Raw genomic sequence first — 23,791 nt, 5'->3', positions numbered from 1 at the left:
CCTTCCGTCAGAGGCTGGGTACGAGGGCCTGTTCGGTCCACAGGGTCTTGCCCCGGGCCCCGTAGCGGCAGCCCCAGCGGGTGGCGAGCTGGGCGATCAGGAACAGACCGCGACCGCCCTCGTCGGTACTGAGCGCCCTGCGCAGACGGGGCTGGGTGTTGCTGGGGTCGGCGACCTCGCACACCAGGACCCGGTCACGGATCAGCCGCAGGGCGACGGGTCCGCCCGCGTAGCGGATGGCGTTGGTGACGAGCTCACTGACGATCAGTTCGGTGGCGAACATCAGCTCCTCCAGGCCCCACGCGGCCAGTTGGGCGCTGACGTCGGCGCGCGCCTCGTGCACGGCGGCCGGGTCTGCGGGGTACTCCCACGTCGCCGTGTCCTGCTCCGCCACGGTCCGGGTGCGGGCGAGCAGCAGCGTGACGTCGTCGTCCCGGTACTCCTGCACCGGGTGGCTGCCCATCAGTTCGACGCCCATCTCGTCCAGGGGCCGGTCCGCCCCGGCCAGCCGGCCCAGTGCGCCGAGCAGCGCGGCCTCGCCGTCGCCGTCGCCGTCGCCCCGGCGGACGAGACCGTCGGTGTAGAGGGCGAGGACGCTGCCGACCGGCAGCGTCACGCTCAGGACCTCGAAGGGGTTCTCGCCGACACCCAGCATCGGCCCGGGGACCACGGGGAGGTAGTCGACACCTCCCCCGGGCCGGACGAGGGCAGGGGCGGGTGCCCTGCGCTGGCCATCTGGCACAGCCCGGTGACGGGGTCGTACACGGCGAACAGGCAGGAGGCACCGACCATGCCGGGCTCCTGGGCCTCACTCTCCATCCGCTGGACCAGGTCGTCGAGGCGGGCGAGGAGCTCGTCGGGCGGGAGGTCGAGGTCGGCGAGGGTCTGCACCGCGGTGCGGAGCCTGGCCATGGTCGCGGTGGCCTGCAGTCCGTGGCCGATGACGTCGCCGACGACCAGCGCGATCCGCAGCGAGGACAGGGGGAACGCGTCGAACCAGTCACCGCCGACACTGACGCTGCCGCTCGCCGGCAGATAGGCACCGGCGGTCTCGGCGGCGGCGCTCTCGGTGGCCGCCGGCGGCAGCAGGCTCTCCTGGAGGACGACGGCGGTCCGGTGTTCGCGGGTGAACCGGAAGGCGTGGTCGATGGCCTGGGCCGTGCGCCCGCACAGGTCCTGCATCAGTTTGATGTCCGCGTCGACGAAGGGCAACGGATTGTCGGTGCGGTAGACCGAGGCGTACCCGAAGAGGCGGCCTCGGTGGTAGAGCGGGCAGCCGAGCGATCCGTGCATGCCCTCCGGCATGAAACGCCTGATCAGCTCGGGGTCCTGGCCGAGGATCTCGCGGGACAGGTCGGCGTCCGCGACGAGCACGTCCCCCACGGCCACGACCGCGGTCTCGGGCCGGGCGGGAATCGGCGGAACGGGTTCCCCCAGCTGCACGAGCGAGGCCGGCCAGATGCCGTCGGCGGACTGGGCGGCGACACGGCGCGCGGCGGAAGCCTCCTGACCCGGGTACCCCAGCTCCGGGTCCTGCCCCTGGAGTACAGCGTCGGGAAAGTCGACGAAGGCGAGGTCGCCGAGGGCGGGGACCAGTACGGCGGCCAGATCACGGGCGCTGTGGACCACGTCGAGCGAGCCCCCGATCTCGAACGCCCTCCGGTACGCCGACGACAGCCGCTGCTGGGCCCGGTGCCGCTCGGTGACTTCGATCGCGGCCATGGCGACGCCGAGCGGAACTCCCGTCGGGCCGTCGATCCGAATGCAGGTGAGGGACAGCATCCGGTCCGATCCGGGCTCACCGAACGGATACTCGGCCGCGAGCACCGGTGCGCCCGTGTCGGCCACCCGGCTCATGAAGTCCCGGACCGTCCCGTGGATTCCGGTGCCGGGCAGTTCCACCAGCCAGTCCTCGCGGGCACCTTCGGGACGCAGCAGATCGGAGGCGGCGTTGCTGCGGACGACTCGCAGGTGCATGTCGCACTCGACGACGGCGATGTCGTCCTGCGCCAGCACGGAACGAGCGAGGGCGGAGTCCTGCTCCCATCCCCCGGGGGCGCTCACCGGCACCGCCACCACCAGCGTCGCGCCCGGGGCCTGCGGCTCCATGAGCCGGACGTCGGCTTCGATCAGCCGTCCGGAACTGTGCCGCAGCCTGACCCGCCGCGTCCCCCCGTCCGGCGCGGCGGCCGGTCCGGACGCGAGCAGTCGCCGTGCGGGTTTCCCGGTCACCTGCTCGCCGGTCCAGCCGAGGAGTTCCGAGGCGGCGCGTGACCACCAGCAGATGCGGGCCCGGCCGTCCAGAAGGGCTGTCGCGGCGCCGTCCAGTCCGGCGCCCGTTTCCTGGTTGTCGCGGCCGGGAGATGTCACTTCGATCGTCTCCATGGCGGGAGGGGGACTGCGTCCGGGGCACACCTCTCCGGCCAGCATGCGCCCGCTCGGGGCCGGGGGCACCTCGGGCGGGCCGGGCGTGCGGGATCGCCGCGTGCCGGACAGCAACGCAGGCCTCGCCCCGGTGACGCTCCCGCCCGTGTCGCCTCGCTTCGTTCGGCAGCGCCATTCATCGAATGATGGAAATAATGCACTTCCAGAACAAAAGATTCGATGACCCCATGAGGCAGTCGAGCTAAACAACCATGGCCACACAGCTGCACGACCTTGGATTATTCAAATCAGCTCGATCGGCAGCAGCTGGACGCCCCAGACGTTCATCCAGTCCGCCGCCTTCACCCACCACGACTTCGGCCGGGAGTTCGCCCACCCCGTCACCCGCGCGGCGCTCACGACCTCGGCCTGAGCGCCCGCCCCGGCTGCGCACGCGTCGCCGGGGCGGGCCGGGAAGGGCTCAGGACGCCGGGTGGGACAGCTCGATGTCGAGGGCGTCGGTGCCGGAGCCCGTCACGCTCAGCGGGGTGGCGACGGGCGGGTAGCCGCTGGCGACGACCGAGTACTCACCGGCGTCCAGGTCGGCGAAGGCGTACGCCCCGTCCGCGCTGGTGGTGGCCGTCGCGGCGACGTTGCCCGCCGCGTCGACGAGCGTGACGCGGGCGTCCGCCAGCGGTCGCAGGTCGGTACCGGAGCGCACCGCACCCTGGAGCCGGGCGCCCGCGGTGAGTGCGATCTCCACCCGGCCGGAGCCGCCCTCGCCGACCGTGACGGGCACGGCAGCCGGCCGGTGCCCTGCCGCGTTCACGGCGACGGTCAGCTCACCGGCGGGCAGCTCGCCGAAGGTGAACTCCCCGTCCGTGCCGGTCCGTCCGCTGCCGAGCACCTCGCCGCGCGCATCGGTCACGATCACCACGGCGGCGGCGACCGGCAGCCCGTCGGCGCCGCTGACGACCCCGCTCAGGCCCGGCGCGCCGAGGAGCACGAGGTCGTGGGCGAGCGGCTCGTCACCGACGGCGACGGTGGCGGCCTGCGGCTGGTGCCCGTCGGCGGCGGCGACCATCACGTAGGTGCCCGCGCCGGGTGCGGTGAGCTCGTAGCGGCCGTCCGGACGGGCCACGGTCCTGGCCAGCTGGCGTCCCGTCAGGGAGACCAGGGTGACCGTGGGACGGGCGGTGCCGGCGGAGCTGCGGATGTGGCCGTGCAGGGCGGGGCCGGTCGGGAGCGGTGCCTGACCGGCCTGGTCCGCCTGCGTGTCGTGGGCTGCGTCCGGGGCGGGGCCGGGGACGGGGCGGGGGCCGGGGTGGCCGGCTGCGGGCGGCGGAAGCCGATCAGGGTGGCCGTGGCGATCAGGGCCACCAGCATCCCGACCGCGCCGACGGTCATGCAGACGTGGACGGCGTCGGTGAAACTCGCACCGATCGCGCCCAGCGCGGGACCGGTCGCCTCGGGGGAGAGACCGAGGTGGCTCGCGGCGCCCACGCCGCCCTTCGCGAGGGCTTCGCCCACCTTCTGCTGGTCGGTGACGGGCAGTCCGGAGTCCGCGAGGTGGCCAGGCAGCGCGGAGGTGAGCCGGCTGCTGAGCACGGCGCCGAGGACGGCGGGACCGAGCGCGCCGCCGAGCTGGCGCAGGGTGTTGTTCCCCGCGCCCGCCATGCCCGCCAGGTGGTGCGGGACGCTGCCGACGGCGACCGCGCTGATCGGCGTCATCACGAAGCCCATACCGAGGCCGAACAGGGCGAGCGGACCGGCCATCGCGCCGAACCCGGAGTCGGTCTCCAGTCCGGTCAGCCACAGCATGGCGCCGCCGACCCCGAGCAGGCCGACGCAGAGCAGGAGGCCGGGCGCGATCTTGCCCATCAGACGGCCGACGAGCGGCCCGGTGAGCACGGAGACGCCGTTGAAGACCAGCATCCGCCAGGCGATGTCGAGGACGGAGAGCTGCTGGACGCTGCCGAAGAAGAGGCTGAGGGTAAAGACGGACCCGATCATCCCGAACATGACGACCGCGTTGACGACCCCGGCGCCGGTGAAGGGGCGTACCGCGAACAGCTTCAGGGAGAGCATCGGCGAGGCGGAGCGCAGCTCGGCGACGACGAAGGCGATCAGGCCGAGCGCGGCGGCGACGAACGCGGCGACGACCTTGGTCTGGGCCCAGCCGTCGGCTCCGCCGCCCTCGATCACGCCGTAGATCAGGCCGATGATGAAGACGATCGCGGCGATCTGGCCGGGGACGTCGATGGCGCGGCCGTGCGCGGAACGCGAGTCCTCCAGCATCCGCACGGCCACCAGGCCGGTGACGGCGGTGATGACGGCGGCCGGCAGGAAGATCCAGCGCCAGGTGGCGTGCTCCAGGATGACGCCGCTGATCAGCGGGCCGAGGGCCATGCCGATGCTCAGGGACGCGGCCCAGGCGGCGATGGCCTTGGCGCGGGCCCGGAAGTCCGGGTAGGCGTGGCTGATCAGGGCGAGCGTGGAGGAGGCGAGGGCCGCGGCACCGGCGCCTGCGACGGCCTGGCCCACCCAGACCTGTTCGACGCCGTGCGCGGTCAGGGAGGTCACGGAACCGGCGGCGAACAGGAGCATGCCCGCGAGGTAGGCCTTCTTGCGGCCGTACAGGTCGCCGATCAGGCCGAAGGTGAGGATCAGCGCGGCCATCGGCAGGATGAACGCGTCGGAGACCCATTGCAGGTCGGACGTGGAGGCGCCGAGGCCCTGCTGGATGCGCGACAAGGACACCGAGACGCTGCCGATGGGCACGTAGGCGGCGAACATCCCGAGACACGCCAGCACGGTGGTCAGCGCGGGGCGGGCGACGGGGCGGTGGGGGGTTGTTATCGCGGACATGGTGAGACGGACCTCCTGATCGAACGCGGCGGCCAAGTTATCAGTTGCCTGTCATAGTCCCAAATGACTGAGATCAGCGGGGCCGGCGGGGAGAGCCCCTCCGTCGGGGCGCGGGCGACCGCCCGGTGGGGTCGGGAATGCGGGGGGGGCGGGAATGCGGGGGGGGGCCTGCCCGGCGGGCGACAGCCGGGGGCGCGGGTCCGGCCCGGTCGGCGGAGAGCGGCAGCGGTCGTTCGTCGCGGTTCGCCATCCACGGACGCTGGGCGGCCGTCACACTTCCGGTCGGGTGGCCTCGTGGCCGAGAGACCTCAGGCGGTGTCGGGCGGGTCGGGCCACATGCGGGCCACCGGGGAGTCGGGCCCGTCGAGAGCGATGGCGATGCGACGCATGCCGAGCGTCAGACGGTTCAGCTCCTCGGGGCCGCCGACCACCTCGGAGAGCCGCTGGACGACCGCTTCGACGAGCCGCCGCCCCTCGGCCATCCCGCGCAGTCCGGCCTCGGTCGGCTCGATCAGCACGACCCGTCCGTGCACGGGGTGCGGATGCCGCTCGATCCACCCGATCCGCTCCAGGTGCGCGAGCGCCGTCGTCACGCTCTGCGGCGTGATGTTCTGCCCCCGGGCCAGGTCCGCCCCGGACAGTGGCCCGTACTGGTCGAGCGTCATCATGATCCCCAGCTGCGTCATCGTGACGTCCAGGGATCGCAGCCGTTCGTTCAGGGCGCGGTGCACGGAGTTGTTCGCCCGCCACATCGAGTGGCTGAACGTCTGGTTCCACGACGTGTCGGAGGCGGCCCCCTCCGGGCGACGGCTCGGCATCATCAACTCCTTGCGGACAAAGAGCAGCCATCGTAGCGGCAGGGGCCGTGGGTCGGGGGGCCTGCGTGGCGGTACGGAGCAGTGCCCGGCGGCCGTCCGCCCGCGGCCTTCGGATGGCGGACGGCACTCGCGAGCTCGCCAGGCTTCAGAAGGGGCGGCCTCTCCCCCGGCCCCCGAATGCGCCGCACCCCGAACCGCTCGGGGTCGGGGTCGGGGCCGGACGCGGACGAACCGGCATCATCCGCAGCCCGCTCCCGCAATTCGTCGCGGGCCGCGGGCCCGCACCGTCGAGGCGCTGGGGTGCCCGGGAGCCGGCCGTTCCCTCTCGGGCCGGCCGGCGTGTACGACATCGAACTCCGGGACTCATCGCGCGTCAACGGGCCGCGTGGCACCGAGTTCGTCCAGGCGCAGCAGGCCCGCCGCCCAGGCGGACCGGCAGTCGCCTCTCTCCGTCGGGAGCAGGCAGACCACGGTGCTGCGGCCGGACCTTACGGCAGGGTGCTTGCGGGCCGGGGCCGACAGGGAGTTCCCCGGGCCGGCCTCGACCAGAACACGGCCGCTGTCGTCGAGCAGCGCCTTCAGCGCCGGCCAGTACAGCACCGGTTCGGCCATCTGACGGGCCCAGAAGACGGGATCCAGCGCCTCGTGCGGCTGGAGGGGGCGGCCCGTCCTGGCCGACCAGATCGGCACCTCGGGCAGGTGCAGCGGCTCGGCGGCGACCGCTTTCCCGAAGGCGCGTGCCGACTCGTCGAGTGCCGGGGAGTGGAACGGCTCACGGGCTCGCACCCGCCGCGTCACCAGGCCCGCGTCGCGCAGAGCCCGCTCGGTGCGGAGCAGAGGAGTCTCCGGGCCGGACAGCACGGTCTGGGCCGGTCCATTGACCGCGCCGACGACGACACCCTGGTCCGCCCACTCCTGTTCGATCCAGGGCTCGACCTTCTCCGGCGCGGCGGCCACAGCGAGCATCCCGCCGGCCGGCGCCGTGTCGAGCGCCCGGGAGCGGGCCACCATGATGCGGGCCGCGCCGGCCAGGTCGAAGACACCGGCCAGGGTAGCCGCGGCCAGCTCGCCCACGCTGTGACCGAGCAGCGCCCCGAACCGGATCCCGCGCTGTTCCAGCAACCGGCCGACGGCGTAGCCGAGGGTGAACAGCAGGGGCTGGGCGCGCCGGCCGTCGTCGACGGGGAGCGAGGGATTACTGCTCAGCCAGTCCTCGCGGACCAGCCGCCCCTCCGCTCCCATCAGTTCCAGTGTCTCGTCGACGACTGCCCTGAAGTCCGGTTCGTGTGCGTACAGCGGGGCCGCCATACGGGCATATTGGGCTCCCTGTCCCGGGAGCAGCAGGGTGACGGGGCGACGGGTCATGGCTGTCTCCGGTCGGGACGAGGACGGTGGTGGTGGCGCGGGCGGCCCGCTCGGGCGCGCACCTCAGACCGGATCCCTCGGGGCCCGGGCGACCGCGTCCACGGTCTGCTCCAGCTGCTGCGTGTCACCGCTGCGGTGGACGATCGCGTCCGGCAGGATCCGGCCGCACAGACCGCTCAGGGTCTTGCCGGGCCCGACCTCGACGAACCGGTTGACCCCGTCGGCCGCCATGCGCTCCACCACGTCCGTCCACAGCACCCGGCCGGTGAGCTGGGCCCGCAGGAAGCCCTTGGCCCCGGCGCCGGTCGTGACGCGTGCGCCGCCGCTGCCCGAGTAGATCGGCAGCACCGGGTCGCGGAATTCGACGCTCTCCAGGGCTGCGGCATATTCCGCGTCGACACCTCCCATGAGGCTGCAGTGGGCGGGCCCCGTGATGCGCAGAATGACGGTCCGGCCGGCCCCCGCCTCGACGACGAGTTTCAGCAGCCGGTCCACGGCCGCGAGCCGGCCGGAGACGACCACCTGGGTGAAGTCGTTGTGGTTGGCGATCTCCACGATCTCGCCGGTCTCGCTTGACGCCTGTAGGCACAGTTCTTCCACAGCTGTCAGCCGGAGGCCCACCACGGCGGCCATCCTGCCCGGCTCCTTGTCGGTCACCGAGGCCATGAGCTCTCCACGCGTCCGCACGACCCGCAGGGCATCCGTCCAGGTCAGGACACCCGCGCAGACCAGCGCGGCGAACTCGCCCAGACTGTGTCCGGCCACAGCGTCCGGATGGGCGCCATGAGCCCGCAGCACGTCCAGGGCGGCCACGCTCGTGAGCAGCATGGCGGGCTGTGTGATCCGCATGTCGCTCAGGTCTTCGGCCGGGCCGTTCCAGATCAGGGCGGACAGGGGAATGCCGAGTATGTCGTCGGCGGGCGCGTAGTACTCGTCGATCAGATACGGCCACTTCTTGACGAGGTCGAGCCCCATACCGACCCTTTGCGAGCCCTGGCCGGGGAAGACGAAGGCGGTTCTGCCCATGCCGAACTTCTCTTTCGATCGGAGCGAGGTGAGCGGAGCGAGGATCTGCGGCGCGTACCGCTGTGGGGGCCGACGGAGCAGCGGCCCGATGTGCCGACTGCTGCTCCGTCGACGCCTGGTGAGTCCTTGTGCTTCGGGTGGACCGGCCTCCGGCGATCAAGCGGCGCGGACCGCCACGAGCAGTTCGTTGACCGCGTCCACGAGCTGGCGGGGCGTCTCGGCGTCGATGAGGTGGTCGTCCTCGAGCTCGAGTCCGAACTCGCGCCCGATGCGCACGCCGGTCTCCAGCAGGGCAAGCGAGTCGTAACCGAGCTCCTGGAAGGTGACACTGTCGATGTCGCCGTCGAGGCCGGCCTCCTCGCCGGCCCCCTCACGCAGAATGCGCCGCAGGTCGTCCATGGTGAATCGGTTGGCTGTCATAGGGATTCCTCTCGTACGGGTCCGTTGGCACGGGCCGATCTCCGGGATGGAGGGACGGTGGTTGTCGGTGTCTCAGCCGGGGTCGCGGACGACCATCGCCGAGTTGAACCCGCCGTATCCGCGCGCGACGACGAGCGCGGTCCGCAGCCGCGCGGGCCGGGCCGCACCGGTCACGAGGTCGAGCCGGTGAGCGGGGTCGGCGGTGACGTTGACCGTGGGCGGGATCAGACCGTCACGGATGGACAGCAGGGCCGCTGTCACATCCAGCGAGGCGGCGCCGGAGTACAGCCGGCCGGTCATCGTCTTGGGAGCCGAGACCGGGACGCCGCCTTCGCCGAACACGTCGTTGATCGCTTCGGCCTCCGCCTCGTCCAGCTCGCGCACACCCGCGGCGTCGGCGAACAGCACGTCGATGTCTTCCGGCTCCAGGCCGGCGTCGGCGATCGCCAGCCGGATGGCTCTGTTCAGCCCCGCGGGCCGGCCGCTGCCGGGCCGGGGGTCGGTCGTGGCCGCGTAACCGGCTATCTCGCCGTAGATGTGCGCGCCCCTTTCCCGGGCGTGCTCGGCGTTCTCCAGAACCACCAGGGACCCGCCCTCGCCCGGCACATGCCCCCGGGCGTCGCGATCGAAGGGCAGATACGCCCGCGCGGGGTCGTCACTGGTGCTCATCCGGTCGGAGGCCATCTGGGCCACCCAGCCCCAGGGGCAGAGGGAGCCGTCGACACCGCCGGAGACAACGAGCGTGGTGCCCTTGCGGATTTGCCGCCTGGCTTGGGCGATGGCGTCCAGACCGCCGGCCTGGTCGCTCACGACCACGCCGCTGGGCCCCCGCATGCCGTTGCGAATGGAGATCTGACCGGAGTTGACGGCATAGAACCACGCGTACGACTGGTACGCGCTGACGTACTTGTTGCCCTTGCTCCACAGGTTCTCCAGCTCGCGCTGGCCGAACTCGAAGCCGCCGGAGGACGCTGCCGTGATCACCCCGGCGGCGAAGTCGGGCAGATCGCCCGATTTGATCCCCGCGTCGGCCAGCGCCCAGTCGGCGGCGGTCAGGGCGAGCCGGGTCATGTGGTCGGTCCCCGGGATCAGCCGGCTCGGCAGATGGTCAGACGGTACGAAGTCGGGCACCTCGCCGGCCAGCCGCGCCGGGTACCCGGTCGCGTCGAAGCGGCTGACCGGTCCGATCCCGCTGGTTCCCTCCAGGGTGGCCCGCCAGTAGGCGGCGGTGCCGAGTCCGTTGGGAGCGGTGACACCAAGTCCGGTGACTACGGATACGGTCATGCCGCCCTCCTGTCCGGCCGGGAGAGCACCATGGCGCTCTGGAAACCGCCGAAGCCGCTGCCGACGGTGAGCACGGTGTCGGTCTGCCAGTCCCGCGCCGTCAACGGCACGTAGTCCAGGTCGAGTTCGGGGTCAGGTCGGTGGAGATTCGCCGTGGGCGGCACCACTGCGTGCTCCATCGCCAGGGCCGAAGCGGCGATCTCGACCGCTCCGATGGCGCCCAGGGAGTGGCCGATCATCGACTTGATGGAGCTGACCGGGACCCGGTGGGCGTGCTCCCCGAGGCTGTTCTTGAAGGCCGCCGTCTCGTGGAGGTCGTTCTGCTTGGTGCCTGATCCGTGGGCGTTGACGTAGTCGACGGCGGACGGGTCGAGGCGGGCCTCGTCCAGCGCCGCCCTGATTGCCTCGGCCATCTCGGCCCCGTCGGCGCGCAGACCAGTCATGTGGTACGCGTTGCTGCGGGTGGCATAGCCGCAGATCTCGGCGTAGATGTGAGCGCCACGACGGCGGGCGCTCTCCAGCTCCTCCAGGACGAATCCCGCCGAACCCTCGCCGAGTACGAACCCGTTACGGGTCCTGTCGTACGGCCGCGAAGCGTGCTCGGGATCGTCGTTGTACGTCGAGGTCGCCTTGATGGCGTCGAAGCAGGCCACGGTGATCGGGGAGATCGGGGCCTCGGTCGCCCCGGTGATCACGACGTCGGCGGTCCCTTCACGGATCAGGTCCGCCGCGTATCCGACCGCGTCGATCCCCGAGGTGCAGCCTGTGGAGACGACCGTGCTGGGCCCTTCGGCGCCTGCCGCCCAGGCGACTTCGGTGGCGAACGAGCTCGGGACCAGCTGGTTGTACAAGTGACGCGGAGCGTAGGTGTGGTCCACGAGGTTGAGCCGGCCGTCGTTGCTGACGATCCGGTACTCCTCCTCCAGGCTGGTCGTGGCGCCGACCGCGTTGCCGATGACCACGGCGGTCCGCGCCGGGTCCGTGCCGTCCAGCTCAAGGCCGCTGTCCTGCAGCGCCTCACGGGTCGTGACCACGGCGAACTGCGCGGCGCGGTCCATACGGCGGATCTCCTGCGGCAGCAGACCGTGCTCCGCGGGGAGAAGTCGATCTCGGCGGCGACCCGGGAGCGGTACCCGGAGGCGGGGAAGGACGACAGTGTCCTGGTGGCGGTCCTTCCCGATGTCAGCAGCGCCCAGAAGTCCTTGGCGCCGGTGCCGCCCGGCGCCAGGACGCCGATGCCGGTGATGACGACGCGTCGGGTCACCGGGAATCAGCCCCCTGCGGACTCCATGTGTAGAAGCGCTCGGCCATCGCGTCGGAGGGGGTCTGCCATGCAGGGTCGTAAGGGTCGATGAAGGGCCGCAGATCGGCGCTGATCTGCTTGAAACGCGGATCGGTCTTGGCCTCTTCGACGGCCTGTGAACCGTGCGCGTGGTCGAAGTCCTGGAGGTGGAAGTAGAGGCCCTGGTAGGTGAAGAGCTGGCGGCGCCTGGTGCCCATCAGGGCGGGCATCTCGGTGGCGTCGAACTCACCGAAGAGCCTGGTCACCTCGGCACGTGACTCCGGATTCATCCGGGCCACGATCAGTGTGCTGTGCATGCGTGTCCTCGATCTCTCTTGGCGGGCGTCCCTCGGCGGCGGACCGCTCATGCGGGGTGTTCCGCGAGTTGTGCCGCGTAGGCACTGGCTGCGGGCTCGAACTGGAGTCCCACGTGGGACGAAGCGGCGTTGACGTCACGCCAGAAGCGCTGGAGCGGTCCGGTCACCGACTGGCCGCCGGTGCCCGCCGCGCCGAAGATCCGGTTCACCGCGGTCACCAGCAGTTCCATGGCCAGACTGGCGTCACGCGTGTTGCGCGCCGCCTCCAGCGAGGTGACCTCCCCGCCCCGGTCCGCCACCTCGGCGGCCCGCTCCAGGAGCAGGGAAGCGGCGTCGATCTCCCCGGCGGAACGGGCCAGTGCGCCGGCGTAATGGGTACGGCTCAGCCCCGGACCTCCCGTCGCCGCCGGGGCGGTCCGGATCTTCTCGGTGGCGTACGCGGACCAGTGGGTGAGCGCGCCCCGTGCCGCGCCCAGCGCCGGAGCCGCGAAGGACAGACCGTTGACCGCCGGGAGCGGTACGGCGTGGCACGGCGCGGTCGACGGGAGTGACCGGCCGGCGAACAGGTCCGTGTCGGCGAAGGTCCGCTCCTGCGGGACGAAGACGTCCTCGGCCACGAGCGTGTTGCTGCCCGTCCCCCGCATGCCGACGTTGAACCAGGTGTCCTCCACCCGATAGGAGGACCGGGGAATCACGAAGACCCTGAGCGCGGGACGGCCGTCGCCGCCCGGGACGGGGGCGCGCACCAGCGCCCAGTCGGAGAAGTCGACCACGCTGATGGAGGGCCACGACCCGGAGAGCAGCCAGCCCCCCGGCGCCGCGACGGCCTTGCCGAGCGGGGCGAGCGAACCGACGATCAGCGCGTCGGGTCCCTCCTGCCAGACCTCTGCGCATCCCTCGGCCGGCAGGAAGCCGGCCATCCGGCCCAGGCTCGCGGCGATCGACGCGCTCCAGGACGCCGCTGCACATTCCTCACCCACGGTGGCCAGCGCGCGCGTCAGTTCGCCGAAGGAACCGGCCGTGCCGCCGTACCCGGCGGGGACGAAGTGCCGGGCGAAGCCGGCCCCCACCAGGGACTTGACCACATCGGGATCCAGCCGCCGTGTCTCGTCCGCACCGGTGGCGCCGGCGGCCGCGACGCGGGCGACTGCGACAGCCGCGACTGCCAGACCGGGGCTCATGAGGTGTACGGGCGTGCGACGCGTGCCTCGGTGAGCGCTTGGGCCCACCAGGCGAGTTGGTCGAGCATGGTCTTGGCGGCTCCGTTGCAGCCCGTCGGGTCCTTCGGCAGGCCGTTCTCGTCGAACAGCTCCCAGGCGCGGTGGAAGCTGACCGAGTCGCGGACGGTCACGGTGTGCAGCTCGGCGAAGACCTGGCGCAGCTGCTCGACGGCGCGCAGTCCCCCGGAGACCCCGCCGTAGGAGACGAAGGCGACCGGCTTGGCCTGCCACTCCTGCTGGTACCAGTCGATCGCGTTCTTGAGTGACGCGGGGAAGCTGTGGTTGTACTCCGGCGTCAGCACCACGAACGCCTCGGCGTCGGCGAGCCGGCGGGCGACCGCCTGAACGGCCGCGGGGCGTTCGGCGTCCGGGCTGCCCGGCATCACCACCGGCAGGCCCGCCTCTGCCAGATCGATCACATCGATGTGCGGGTGGCCGAGCTCCCGCGCCTGCGCGGTGAACCAGTTGGCCACCACCTGGCCGAAGCGGCCCGTGCGCGTGCTTCCGACGACGAACGCAATACGGGGGGAACGAGACATGACAGTCCTGGGTCCTTTCCGGGATTCAGCGGCGATGGCGGGCAGTCAGCTCTTCCAGCACCGGCACCACATCGCCGGGCGCCGGGGCATCGGACATCTCTCGGTGCAGCAGCGCGGCACCCTCCAGGAACGAGGGGTCCTCCAGGATCCGGGCGAGCTGCTTCTGCAGGGTGGCGGCGGTGAGCTGGTCGTTCCTGATGAGCAGCCCGGCGCCCTGGTCGGCCACGTACTGGGCGGTGACGGACTCGCCCCAGAACGGCATCGGCGTGATGAGCTGTGGCACCTGGTGAGCCACCGACGCGGCGAAGGTGCCGCCTCCGCCGTGATGGATGATCGCCGAGCAGGTCGGCAGCAGATGGTTGAGCGGGACGTACTCCAGCAGCCGGACGTTGTCCGGTACCGTGCCCGCCTCGGCCAGCCGGCCGGCGTCCACGGTGGCCACCAGCTCGACATCCAGCTCGGCCACCGCCTCCAGCACCGAGGCGAACGAGACGCCGCTTTCCCGGAAGAGCTGACGGCCCCGGCCGCCGACGCCGAGAGTGAGACACACCCGCGGCTTCTCGGGCCGGTCGATCATCCAGTCGGGCACGGGGGCGGTCCCGTTGTACGGGACCCGGCGCAACGCGGTGTACGGCAGGTCGAGCGGCAGCCGCAGACCGAGCGGCATGGGGTCGACGGTCCACTGGCCGAGAAGCAGTTCCTCCTCGTACTCCAGGTCGTACGGCGCGAGCATCGGCCGCATGAGATCCAGCACCGGGTCCTCGTGCGGCGCCGCGCCCCGCGCCTCCAGATGCTGCCTGGACTCGGCGCGCAGCCAGCCGATGTTGTCCTGCCCCCACAGAATGCGGGCCTGAGCCGCACCACTGACACGAGCGGCGACGGCGGCCGGGACGCAGAAGGGGTCCCACAGCACGAGATCGGGCTTCCAGCGGCGGGTGAGGTCTACCAGGTCGGGGAGGATCGGAGTGGAGATCGACAGCGTGCTCAGCAGCATCTGCCACTGGGTTTCCCAGCGGGGGTTGTGGTACCGGTCCAGAGCCAGGGCGTCGTCCAGTGTGTCCAGCTTGTCGAAGTTCGAGTTGAACTCGACCACGCCGGCCAGGTGGTGCCGTGCGCCCACCGGTATCGCCGCGAGACCGGCTTCGGTGACCAGGTCCACCGCGTCGGGATGGATGGCCACACGGACCTCGTGCCCGGCGTTCTGCAGCGCCCAGGCGAGCGGAACGATCGGGTGCACGTGTGCGATGGCGGGAAAGACCGAGAAGAGTACGCGCATGGTGTGAATTCCTACGTTCTCAAGCGGCGACGGACGATCCGACAAAGGCGTCGATGACTCCTCGGTGGTATTCCGGGGAGAACCCCAGCCGCGCCACTTCGGGGACCAGGGACCGCAGCTTCTCGATCGAAATGACGTGGTGGGTGCCGGAATCCCGGTATTCGCGGAGCGCCGTGACCCCCAGACGGAGTTCGAGCCGGTCGACGATCTGCTCCACGGGCACCGCCTCGCCCGAGGCCACATTGACGGTCTCGCTGCGCAGATCGAGTTCCAGCAGCCGGTCGGTGATCGTGACGACGTCCGCGACCGCTATCAGATCCCTTGCCGCGCCGCGGTGCAGCCGTACCGCGCCCTCACGGATCTGTCGGACCAGGGCCGGCAGGAGCTGGTGCGGCGGCTGCTCGGGGCCGACCAGGTGCCCCAGCCTCAGCACCACGAACTCGGCTCCGGAGTCGTGTAGTTGCTCTTCCAGGGCGAACTTGTGCGCACCGTAGGGGGTGCAGGGCGTGATGGGCGTGTCCTCCCGTCCCGGGCCGTCGACCGCGCCGTACATCCCGGTGGCGGCCGTGGAGAAGAACAGCAGCCGGCGACCGGTGGCCACGCATTCCTTGGCCACCTTGTCCAACAGCTCGGCCTCCCGCTCGAAGTCCGCAGCCGCGACGCCGCTCGCCCAGGACACTCCGGCGGCCAGGACCACCGTGTCAGGGTGTTTTTCAGCGATGGGCCGAAGGCTCCGTGCGATAAATCCATTTCCGATGATTTCCATGCGAAATACCCAATCCAAGAGGGCCGAGCGACTCAGAAGGAGGCGGCGGTGACGAACTCCTTGACCGAGGAGACGACGTAATCGAGCATTTCGTCGGTCAGCGCCGGGTAGACGCCGATCCAGAACGTCTGGTCGGTGATGATGTCGCTGTTGGTGAGGTCGCCGACGATTCGGTGCGGCTGGTCGGTGTAGGCCGGATGCCGGGTGAGGTTGCCGGCGAAGAGACGACGGGTGCCGATCTTCCGGCTCTCCAGGAACTCGACGAACGCGGCCCGGCTGAAGGGGGCTTCGGGGGCCACAGTGATCGCGAAGCCGAACCAGCTCGGGTCCGAGCGAGGCGTCGCCTCCGGCAGCAGCAGCCCTGGGACGCCGTCGAGCCCTTCGCGCAGACGCCGCCAGTTGCGCCGCCTGGCCTCGACGAAGGTGTCCAGCTTGTCGAGCTGGGTCAGGCCGAGAGCGGCCTGGATGTCGGTCGCCTTCAGGTTGTAACCGACGTGCGAGAAAATGTACTTGTGGTCGTAGCCCATGGGCAGGGTGCCCATCTGGTACGTGAAGCGCTTGAGGCACTTGTCGTTCTCGCCCGGCTCGCACCAGCAGTCGCGTCCCCAGTCACGCAGGGATTCCACGATCCGCGCAAGCGCGAGGTTGGCCGTCAGGACGCAGCCCCCCTCACCCATGGTGAGGTGATGGGCGGGATAGAAGCTGACCGTGGCCAGATCACCGAAGGTGCCGGTGAGTTTGCCGTCGTAGGTGGAACCGACGGCGTCACAGTTGTCCTCGATGAAGAACAGATCGTTCTCTTCGGCGAGTTGGGCGATCTCGGTGACCTCGAAGGGGTTGCCGAGCGCGTGCGCGATGATGATGGCCCGGGTCTTCGGGCCGATGGCTGCCGCCACCCGGTCCGCCGTCGTGTTGTAGGTACGCAGGTCGACGTCGACGAAGACCGGGATCAGCCCGTTCTGCAGGATCGGGTTGACCGTCGTCGGGAAGCCGGCCGCCACGGTGATGACTTCGTCCCCGGGCCGCAGCCGCCGGCCCTCGAGAAGGTGCGACGTGAGCGCCGATACGGCCAGGAGGTTCGCCGAGGAACCCGAGTTCGTCAGATGAGCCTTACGCCGCTTCATCTTCCGCGCGAACGCGCTCTCGAACTTCCGCGAGGACCGCCCGGCGGCGATGCGCATGTCCAGGGCGGCTTCCACCAGGGCGACCCGGTCCTCGGCCTCCAGGACGGCGCCCGACGGCCAGATCTCCGTGACACCCGGCTCGAACGGGCGGTGAGCCTCGGTCTCCTGGTGATAGGTGCGTACTTGGTCCAGCACAAACGCCTTGAGGTCGCCCATCTCCACGTTCACCTTCTTCCTCTGAGTGGTCCTGCGGCTGCCAGCAAGCCCGAGAGCGACTCGTCGAGGTCACGGCGTGGCGCCCAGCGCAGCAGTCGCCGGGCCTTGGTGATGTCGAGCTCCAGGGAATTCACTTTCGTGCGGGAGGCGGCGCCCGCACCTTCCTCGACGAGCCGGACCGGGAGGCCGCTGAGTTCGATCAGCCGCCTGACGACCTGCCTGACATGGACGACTCGTCCGCTGCCGACGTTGATGACGTGGCCCGTGACGTCGGCCGGCGCCGTGCCCGCCGCGGCGAGCACGGCATCGGCCAGGTCGCTCAGATCCACGAAGTCGCGCAGTGCCTCCAGGGGAGCGACGGCCAGTTCCGTTTCGGGGGTGTCCGGGCCGGGAGGCGTCTCGCGCAGCCGCGCCGCGATGCCGCCCAGCAGACTGCCCGCCGGTGCACCGGGGCCGATGACGTTGGCCACCCGCAGGACCACGCCGTCCAGTTCGGACGCCCGGGCCGCGTCGAGCACGAGCCGCGTGGCGCGCAGCTTCGACTCGCCGTAGAAGTTCACGGGCACCGGGGTCATCTCCTCGTCGATGGCCCCGGCGGCTCCCGCCCCGTACTCGTGGATGGTGCCCAGCTGGATCAGCCTGGGGCGGCGCGGCAGCTTCCGCACGGCGTCCACCAAGGTGGCGACCAACTCGGTGTTGGCCAGTCGCATGTCCCGCTCGGGGACGTTCCAGACCGCCCCGACGCGTTGACGACCGTGTCCGGATCGAGGGCGGCGAGGGTCTCGGCCAGTTCATCGGGCCGGACGGCCAGCAGGTCCAGGGCGACCTGCCGGTCGCCGGTCAGGTCGTCCCGGCCCGGCCCCGCGAGGCCGGGCCGGGACACGCTGACCACCTCGGCACCGGCGGAGCGGAATGCCGTACGCACGTGCCGGCCCAGGAAGCCGGTGCCGCCGAGAACGACGATGCACGGCGGTGTGACGGGGGGCGGCTCAGGTGCCGCGCGATGTTCTGACTGTGTCACGGTCAGCCGCCCTCATGCCTGCCGGTCGTCGTGCTTGACGGCTTTCCACCAACCCGGGTTGTCCCGGTACCAGGCGACCGTCGCGGTGAGCCCTGCCTCGAATGTCGTCCGCGGCGCGTACCCGAGCTCGGTACGGATCTTCGACTCGTCGATGGAGTAGCGCAGGTCGTGGCCCTTGCGGTCGGCGACGTGCCGGATCATCGACTCGTCGCCGCCCAGCAGGTCCAGCAGGGTCCGGGTGATCTCGACATTGGTGCGTTCGTTGCCGCCACCGATGTTGTAGACCTCTCCGGCCCGCCCTTTCTCCAGGACGAGCTGGATTCCGTGACAGTGGTCGTCGACGTGCAGCCACTCCCGGATATTGAGGCCCTCGCCGTAGAGCGGGACCTGCTCCCCCTCCAGGAGGTTGGTGATGAAGAGCGGGATGAGTTTCTCGGGGTGTTGATAGGGGCCGTAGTTGTTGGAGCACCGGGTGATCGACAGATTCAGGCCGTGGGTCTTCCAGTACGACCGGGCCACCAGGTCCGAACCGGCCTTCGAAGCGGCGTAGGGGGTGTTGGGCGCCAGCGGCCAGTCCTCGGTCCAGTGGCCCTCAGCGATGGACCCGTACACCTCGTCGGTCGAGACGTGCACGATCCGGCCGATGCCGGTGCGCAGGCAGGCCTCCAGGAGGTTCTGGGTACCGCCGACGTTGGTGGAGACGAAGTCGGCCGCGGCCTCGATGGACCGGTCCACGTGTGACTCGGCGGCGAAGTGGACGACGGCGTCGTGACCGGGCAGCACGTCCATGAGCAGGGGCAGATCGCGGATGTCCCCCTGGACGAAGGTCAGACGCGGATGACCGGCCGGCAGGTTGTTGCGGTTCCCCGCGTAGGTGAGCTTGTCCAGGACCGTGATCCGGGCGTTCTCGTACCCGGGGAACCCGCCGTCCAGCATGGTGCGGACGTAGTGGGAGCCGATGAACCCGGCGGCGCCGGTGACCAGGAGTCTCATACCTTCGCCGCCGCACGGCTGTGGTCGCCGGTACTGACGACGAGTGCGGCCCGGCCGATCATCGAGCCCTTCAGGCGGCCGATGGAGGAGACCGTCGCGCCGTTGAAGACGATGGAGTCATCGATGTGTGTGTCGCGGAGCAGGCAGTCCCGGCCGATCGAGGTGTACGGACCGAGATGGGCGTCCTCCACCACGGTGCCCGCGGCGATGACCACCGGACCCTCGATCCAGGACCTGACGACGCGCGCCCCCGGTTCGACGACGACCTGGCCGCTGAGCACGCTCGTCCCGTCCACCTCACCGGCGATCGATCCCCTCATGCCGTCGAGCAGTTGGCGATTGCAGTCGAGAACGTCCTCGACGCACCCGGCGTCCTTCCAGTAGCCGTCGTACTCGCCGGCCCGGACCTCGTCGCCGTGGGTCACGAGCCACTGGATGGCGTCGGTGATCTCCAACTCGCCCCGGGCGCTGGGCTCGATGGCGTTCACGGCCTCGTGAATGGCGGAGGTGAAGAAGTACACCCCGATCAGGGCCAGGTCGCTGCGCGGTTCTGCGGGCTTCTCCACCAGCCGCACCACCTGGCCGGCCGGGCCGAGTTCGACGACACCGAAGGAGCGCGGGTCGGTCACCTTGTGCACGACGACCTGGGCGGCGGGACGGGCTTTGCCGAACTCTTCGGCGATCTGGGCCACTCCGCCGGGGAGCACGTTGTCGCCGAGATACATCACGAAGTCGTCGTCGCCGAGGAAGTCCCGAGCGATCACCACCGCGTGGGCGAGACCCCGCGGGGAGTCCTGCGGGATATAGGTGAGGTGAACTCCGAGCGCCGAACCGTCGCCGAGCGTCTCGGTGATCTGCTGTTCCCAGTCACCGACGATGATGCCCACCTCGGTGACGCCGAGGTCGGCGATGTTCTCCAGCACATGCTGGAGGATGGGCCTGTTGGCTATCGGGATCAGCTGTTTGGGCATGGAGTGGGTGAACGGGCGCAGTCGGGTGCCGGACCCGCCTGATAGCACCAGAGCCTTCATCGAGGAACCTCTCATCGCGTGGGTGGATTGCGTCCGGGCACGGAGCCGTATCGGTGAGCCGGTGGGCACCGGTGACCTCACACCAGGCGCTCCAGGTCACTGACGACCTGTGAGGGTGCGGGCATCATTTCCATCTCGCGCCGCAGCTCTCCGGCCGCTTTGGCGTAACCGGGATCCGCCAGCAGTTCGGCGAGAGCCAGGGTGATTCGTTCGGGGTCGTCCTGCTCCGGCGCCGTGTGAAGCGCGAGGCCGGCGCCGGTGGCGGCCACCTGAGTGGCGTGCGCGAACTGGTCGGCCAGCTGGGGAAGGACGAGTTGAGGCAGTCCGCACCAGGTGGCGGACATGGTCGTACCCGCGCCGCCGTGGTGGAGGACCGCGTCACTGGCGCCGAGCAGCATGTGCAGGGGGTGGGATCGATCAGCCGGACGTTGTCCGGGACGGAGCCGATCTCCTCCCGGAACGCGCTGCCGACTGTCACGAGCGCTTCGGCCTCGGGCAGCTCTTCGAACGCCCTGATGATTCCGCGCAGCAGATAGCCGCCGTTGAGTGCCAGAGTGCTGCGCCCCAGTGAGACGACCACCCGCCGGCGCTCCTCGGCCGTGCGGGTGGCGCGGGCCGCCCGGTCGGCCTGTACCCAGGCCGGCACGGGAGCGTTGCCGTGGGCGTGCGCGTGTCGGATCGGCGCTCCCGGTTCGGCCCGCGCGACTTGCAGGGACGGCGGACACGGGTCCAGCAGCATGACCGGATCCGGCAGCCCGGGCAGCCCCAGCCGTTCGGTGAGCTCACGGTGGTGCAGCCGGGCCTGAACCCTGGTGGGCCCGGAAAGCGGGTCGACGCCCCAGCGGTGCTGCACCACGGGGACATCCAGCGTGAGGCCCGTGATCAGCGAGCTGTACTCCAGGACGTCGGAGACGATCAGGTGCGGATCGAAGGCGCGGGCGACGTCAAGATAGCCCGGCAGCACCAGTTCGTTGTGGGCCGCCCAGGCGCGGGCGAAGTCGGCCGACTGCTCCTCGTCCGAGGGGTCCACCCAGCACTGGATGGGCCGTAGGCCGATGGGAAGAAGATCGTGCAGCAGCGCCTCCATCCCGAAGGAATCGCCGACGCTCACCGCGGTAAGCCCCGCCTCGGCGGCGGTGGCCATCACATCCGGCTGGCCGGCCACCAGAACCTCGTGGCCCGCACCGCGAAGCGCCCAGGCCAGCGGAGTCAGGGGAGAGAGATGACCAGGTATCGGAGTGACGACAAAGAGAACGCGCATCGGTTTCCTTCGGTAAGGAAGAGTTCCGGCGGGTGAGGCTTAATTCATTTTGTTCGCGGCGGCTGGGCCGGTCAAGCAGCCCTATTCGTGGACGGTAAGAGGCCTGCCAGGTCGCCGTTAATTTGAAATAGCCATGAAAGAATCGGGTAAGGAAAACGAAAAGTGTGGTGCAGGTCACGCCCGTCCGCGCCGCATGCGTCCGCGCCCGGAACGCGAACCACCCCGTGCCCGGAAAGCGCGAAGCCCCGCCCCACCGAGGCCTTGACGGCCAGGCGGGACGGGGCTGAGCAGGGCTCGGCAGCCTCAGGCGAGTTGCGGCCAGTGCTCCAGGACGCCGTCGGACAGGCAGTCCGACAGGCTGGGCGCCGCCCGGTCCTTGACCGAGATCAGCGGGGGTTCGGTGAACCCCCAGGGCAGTGCGAGTTCAGGGTCCAGCGGGTTGATGTCAATTTGTGTCCCCGGGACGTACGTGCTGGAAAGGACGTAACAAATGCAGCTGTCCTCGGCAAGGGTGAGAAACCCGTGCCCCACGCCTTCGGGTACGTAGACGGCTCGGCCCGACTCGGCGTCCAGCAGGTTGCTGTCGTAGCAGCCGAAGGTCGGCGAGCCCACACGCAGATCGACTACGAAGTCCCGCAGCGCACCCCGCACGCACGAGACGTATTTTGCCTGTCCCGGCGGATTGGTGACACTGTGAATTCCCCGCAGAGTATTGCGACGGGAGGTCGAGTAATTGATCTGGTGGACTTCGAAAGTGTGGCCCAGAACGTTCTCCATCACGTCCGTACGCATGGACTCGAAGAACAGGCCCCGGTCGTCGTGGAGCTGGTCCGGTTCGATGACATAGGCCCCTGGCACCTTCGTCTCGGTAACCCGCACCTTCGCCACCTCCTTCTCTCGGTCTGTCCGCCTCGGGCGGATCGCGGTCAGCCGGCGGCGATCTTCTGGTCGTCCGCCGCCGACGCGGCGACGGCGGCCGGCTGCGGCCTGGGCTTGATGAACCAGGCGCTCAGGAAGGCGGCGGCGGCGATCCCCAGGGTGTACAGGAACACCTGGTGAACGCCGTCGCTGACGGCCTGCTCGTACATGCGGCGGACCGGCTCGGGCAGCTTCGTCAGACCGCTGGCACTGAGCTGGGCATGTCCGCCGGTGTTTCCGCCCGGGGCCCCGCCGCCGCCGCTCATGCCCTCGGTCACGCCGCGGGAGAAGAGGATGCCGGCCAGGGAGACTCCGAAGGAACCGCCGATCGTCCGGGTGAGGGTGATCGTGGACGACGCCACCCCAGGTCCTTCATCTCGACGCTCTCCATCGCGACGGAGAGCGTGACCTGCATCAGGAAGCCGATCCCCGCTCCGAACACCGCCATGTACACCCCGGTGGTCAGGCGGCTGGTTCCGGTGTCCATGAAAGAAAGCAGCAGGACGCCGGTCAGCAGCAGGACGCCGCCGATGACCGCGTAGAGCCTGAAGTTGCCCTGCTTGGAGATGAGCTGGCCGGTGAACGTGTTGACACCCACCATCGAGAGCAGCAGCGGCAGCATGAGTACGCCGGCGCTGGTCGCCGAAGCGCCCTGCACGGTCTGCTGGTAGATCGGCAGGAAGGTCATCGAGGCGACCATCACGAAGCCGAAGAGAAAGGCCAGTGCGTTGGCCCAGGAGAAGTTCGCGTTGCGGAAGACCCCCAGCGGCAGCATCGGCGCGGCGACCCTGCGCTCCACCCGGATCAGCGCGGCGGATCCGGCCACCGCCACGACGGCAAGACCGATGATGAGGGGGGAGGTCCAGTCGTACTGGGTGCCGCCCCATGTGGTGATGAGCACCAGCGACGTGATGACCGCCGCCAGCAGTGCGGCGCCCAGGAAGTCGATGCGGGCCTCGGAGTGCCTCTTCGGTACGTGCAGCGCCACCACGGTCGTCACGAGTGCCGCGAGTCCGAGCGGGACGTTCAGGTAGAAGCATGCGCGCCAGCTGAAGTGGTCCGTGAGGAAACCGCCGGCCAGCGGGCCGCCCACCATGGCCGCACCCATCACCGCGGAGGCCATGGCCTGGAACTTGCCCCGTTCGCGCGGGGTGACCAACTCGCCGATGATCGACAGGGCGCCCACCATCAACCCGCCGCCACCGAGCCCCTGGAGCACCCGGAAGCCGATGAGCTGGCCCATGGACTGGGCCAGGCCGGCCACCACCGAGCCGATCAGGAAGATGCCGATCGAGGCGATGAAGACGCCCTTGCGGCCGTACATGTCGCCGAGCTTCCCCATACCGGCGTCGAGACGGCGGTGGCAAGCATGTAGGCGGAGGCCACCCAGGACAGATGCTCGAGGCCGCCCAGTTCGCCGACGATGGTGGGCATGGCGGTGCCGAGGATCAGGCTGTCGAGCGCGGCGAGCAGCATCGCGACCACGACAGCGGCCATCACGGCGTACCTGGCACGAGACGGCGGAGCTTCTGCCGGCGCTCCGCTCGTGGTGAGATCCTGAGTCATGATTCCGCTCTCCTTCGACCTGATCGGCGAGACGTCCAGAAACTGACTAACCGCCCGGTAAGTAGATGTGGTGATAAAGATAGGACGCCACTTACCGACCGTCAAGTAAGAACCGC

18 protein-coding genes and 5 pseudogenes are annotated in these 23,791 nt (G+C 70.2%); all 23 read right to left on the bottom strand.

From position 1 onward, the window contains the following. Positions 1-7 precede the first annotated feature (7 nt). The 23 genes and pseudogenes from LNW71_RS22910 to LNW71_RS22800 all read right to left on the bottom strand — a co-directional run bounded on the left by LNW71_RS22910 (position 8) and on the right by LNW71_RS22800 (position 23,675). Positions 8-2,047, bottom strand: a pseudogene (locus tag LNW71_RS22910) (SpoIIE family protein phosphatase). A 798-nt stretch (positions 2,048-2,845) separates the two neighbouring features. Beyond that, a complete protein-coding gene (locus LNW71_RS22905; protein ID WP_250969939.1) occupies positions 2,846-3,505 on the bottom strand; it encodes a carboxypeptidase-like regulatory domain-containing protein in 660 nt (219 codons plus the stop codon). Positions 3,506-3,528: 23 nt separating this feature from the next. Further along, positions 3,529-5,232 carry an MFS transporter gene (locus LNW71_RS22900; protein WP_250969938.1) on the bottom strand — a complete coding sequence of 568 codons (1,704 nt, stop codon included), beginning with the start codon at positions 5,230-5,232 and terminating at the stop codon, positions 3,529-3,531. Between the two features lie 308 nt (positions 5,233-5,540). Then, positions 5,541-6,050 carry a MarR family transcriptional regulator gene (locus LNW71_RS22895; RefSeq protein WP_250969937.1) on the bottom strand — a complete coding sequence of 170 codons (510 nt, stop codon included), beginning with the start codon at positions 6,048-6,050 and terminating at the stop codon, positions 5,541-5,543. 363 nt (positions 6,051-6,413) lie between these two features. Beyond that, on the bottom strand, positions 6,414-7,415 hold the full coding sequence (locus LNW71_RS22890) for an acyltransferase domain-containing protein (RefSeq protein WP_250969936.1): 1,002 nt from the start codon (positions 7,413-7,415) through the stop codon (positions 6,414-6,416). Between the two features lie 63 nt (positions 7,416-7,478). Then, positions 7,479-8,441: an ACP S-malonyltransferase gene (gene fabD / locus LNW71_RS22885; RefSeq protein WP_250969935.1), complete on the bottom strand. Its 963-nt coding sequence runs from the start codon at positions 8,439-8,441 to the stop codon at positions 7,479-7,481. 156 nt (positions 8,442-8,597) lie between these two features. Next, the gene (locus LNW71_RS22880; RefSeq protein WP_250969934.1) at positions 8,598-8,861 is read right to left on the bottom strand and encodes an acyl carrier protein; all 264 of its coding nucleotides are present in this window, start codon (positions 8,859-8,861) and stop codon (positions 8,598-8,600) included. A 72-nt stretch (positions 8,862-8,933) separates the two neighbouring features. After that, positions 8,934-10,145: a ketosynthase chain-length factor gene (locus tag LNW71_RS22875; protein WP_250969933.1), complete on the bottom strand. Its 1,212-nt coding sequence runs from the start codon at positions 10,143-10,145 to the stop codon at positions 8,934-8,936. Continuing rightward, positions 10,142-11,409: pseudogene (locus tag LNW71_RS22870) on the bottom strand (beta-ketoacyl synthase). Before LNW71_RS22870 ends, LNW71_RS22875 begins: the two are co-directional and overlap by 4 nt. Beyond that, a complete protein-coding gene (locus tag LNW71_RS22865) occupies positions 11,406-11,744 on the bottom strand; it encodes a TcmI family type II polyketide cyclase (RefSeq protein ID WP_250969932.1) in 339 nt (112 codons plus the stop codon). The pseudogene LNW71_RS22870 and the gene LNW71_RS22865 overlap by 4 nt, the downstream one beginning before the upstream one ends. 47 nt (positions 11,745-11,791) lie before the next feature. Further along, complete coding sequence (locus LNW71_RS22860) at positions 11,792-12,925, bottom strand: acyl-CoA dehydrogenase family protein (RefSeq protein WP_250969931.1); 1,134 nt, start codon at positions 12,923-12,925, stop codon at positions 11,792-11,794. Then, positions 12,922-13,503 (bottom strand): NAD(P)H-dependent oxidoreductase, encoded by a 582-nt coding sequence (locus LNW71_RS22855; protein WP_250969930.1) that lies wholly within the window; start codon positions 13,501-13,503, stop codon positions 12,922-12,924. The genes LNW71_RS22860 and LNW71_RS22855 overlap by 4 nt, the downstream gene beginning before the upstream one ends. A 25-nt stretch (positions 13,504-13,528) precedes the next feature. Continuing rightward, positions 13,529-14,779, bottom strand: coding sequence for an activator-dependent family glycosyltransferase (locus LNW71_RS22850; protein ID WP_250969929.1), 1,251 nt, complete (start codon positions 14,777-14,779; stop codon positions 13,529-13,531). Between the two features lie 19 nt (positions 14,780-14,798). Further along, complete coding sequence (locus tag LNW71_RS22845) at positions 14,799-15,545, bottom strand: NAD(P)-dependent oxidoreductase (protein WP_285802185.1); 747 nt, start codon at positions 15,543-15,545, stop codon at positions 14,799-14,801. Positions 15,546-15,577: 32 nt separating this feature from the next. Further along, positions 15,578-16,885, bottom strand: a complete 1,308-nt coding sequence (gene rfbH, locus LNW71_RS22840; protein WP_250972112.1) for a lipopolysaccharide biosynthesis protein RfbH — start codon at positions 16,883-16,885, stop codon at positions 15,578-15,580. An 8-nt stretch (positions 16,886-16,893) separates the two neighbouring features. Beyond that, positions 16,894-17,610: pseudogene (locus LNW71_RS22835) on the bottom strand (NAD-dependent epimerase/dehydratase family protein); the annotation flags it as partial. Further along, positions 17,520-17,906 (bottom strand): NAD-dependent epimerase/dehydratase family protein, encoded by a 387-nt coding sequence (locus LNW71_RS37025; RefSeq protein ID WP_374119440.1) that lies wholly within the window; start codon positions 17,904-17,906, stop codon positions 17,520-17,522. The gene LNW71_RS37025 and the pseudogene LNW71_RS22835, both read right to left, overlap by 91 nt. Before the next feature lie 12 nt (positions 17,907-17,918). Continuing rightward, the gene (gene rfbB / locus LNW71_RS22830; RefSeq protein WP_250969926.1) at positions 17,919-18,899 is read right to left on the bottom strand and encodes a dTDP-glucose 4,6-dehydratase; all 981 of its coding nucleotides are present in this window, start codon (positions 18,897-18,899) and stop codon (positions 17,919-17,921) included. Beyond that, positions 18,896-19,930, bottom strand: coding sequence for a glucose-1-phosphate thymidylyltransferase (locus LNW71_RS22825; RefSeq protein WP_250969925.1), 1,035 nt, complete (start codon positions 19,928-19,930; stop codon positions 18,896-18,898). The genes rfbB and LNW71_RS22825 overlap by 4 nt, the downstream gene beginning before the upstream one ends. Positions 19,931-20,007: 77 nt before the next feature. Beyond that, the gene (locus tag LNW71_RS22820; protein ID WP_374119439.1) at positions 20,008-20,328 is read right to left on the bottom strand and encodes a glycosyltransferase; all 321 of its coding nucleotides are present in this window, start codon (positions 20,326-20,328) and stop codon (positions 20,008-20,010) included. A gap of 224 nt (positions 20,329-20,552) precedes the next feature. Further along, positions 20,553-21,074, bottom strand: a pseudogene (locus tag LNW71_RS37020) (glycosyl transferase); the annotation flags it as partial. Between the two features lie 420 nt (positions 21,075-21,494). Next, entirely contained in the window at positions 21,495-22,070 is a 576-nt protein-coding gene (locus LNW71_RS22810; protein ID WP_250969923.1) for a dTDP-4-dehydrorhamnose 3,5-epimerase family protein, read from the bottom strand. A 47-nt stretch (positions 22,071-22,117) separates the two neighbouring features. Next, positions 22,118-23,675 (bottom strand): annotated as a pseudogene (locus LNW71_RS22800) (MDR family MFS transporter). Positions 23,676-23,791: the final 116 nt, after the last annotated feature.

It is taken from the genome of Streptomyces sp. RKAG290 (assembly GCF_023701695.1).
Taxonomy (GTDB): domain Bacteria; phylum Actinomycetota; class Actinomycetes; order Streptomycetales; family Streptomycetaceae; genus Streptomyces.
Note: the sequence above shows the minus strand (reverse complement) of the source record. Positions and strands in the feature narration are given on the sequence as shown.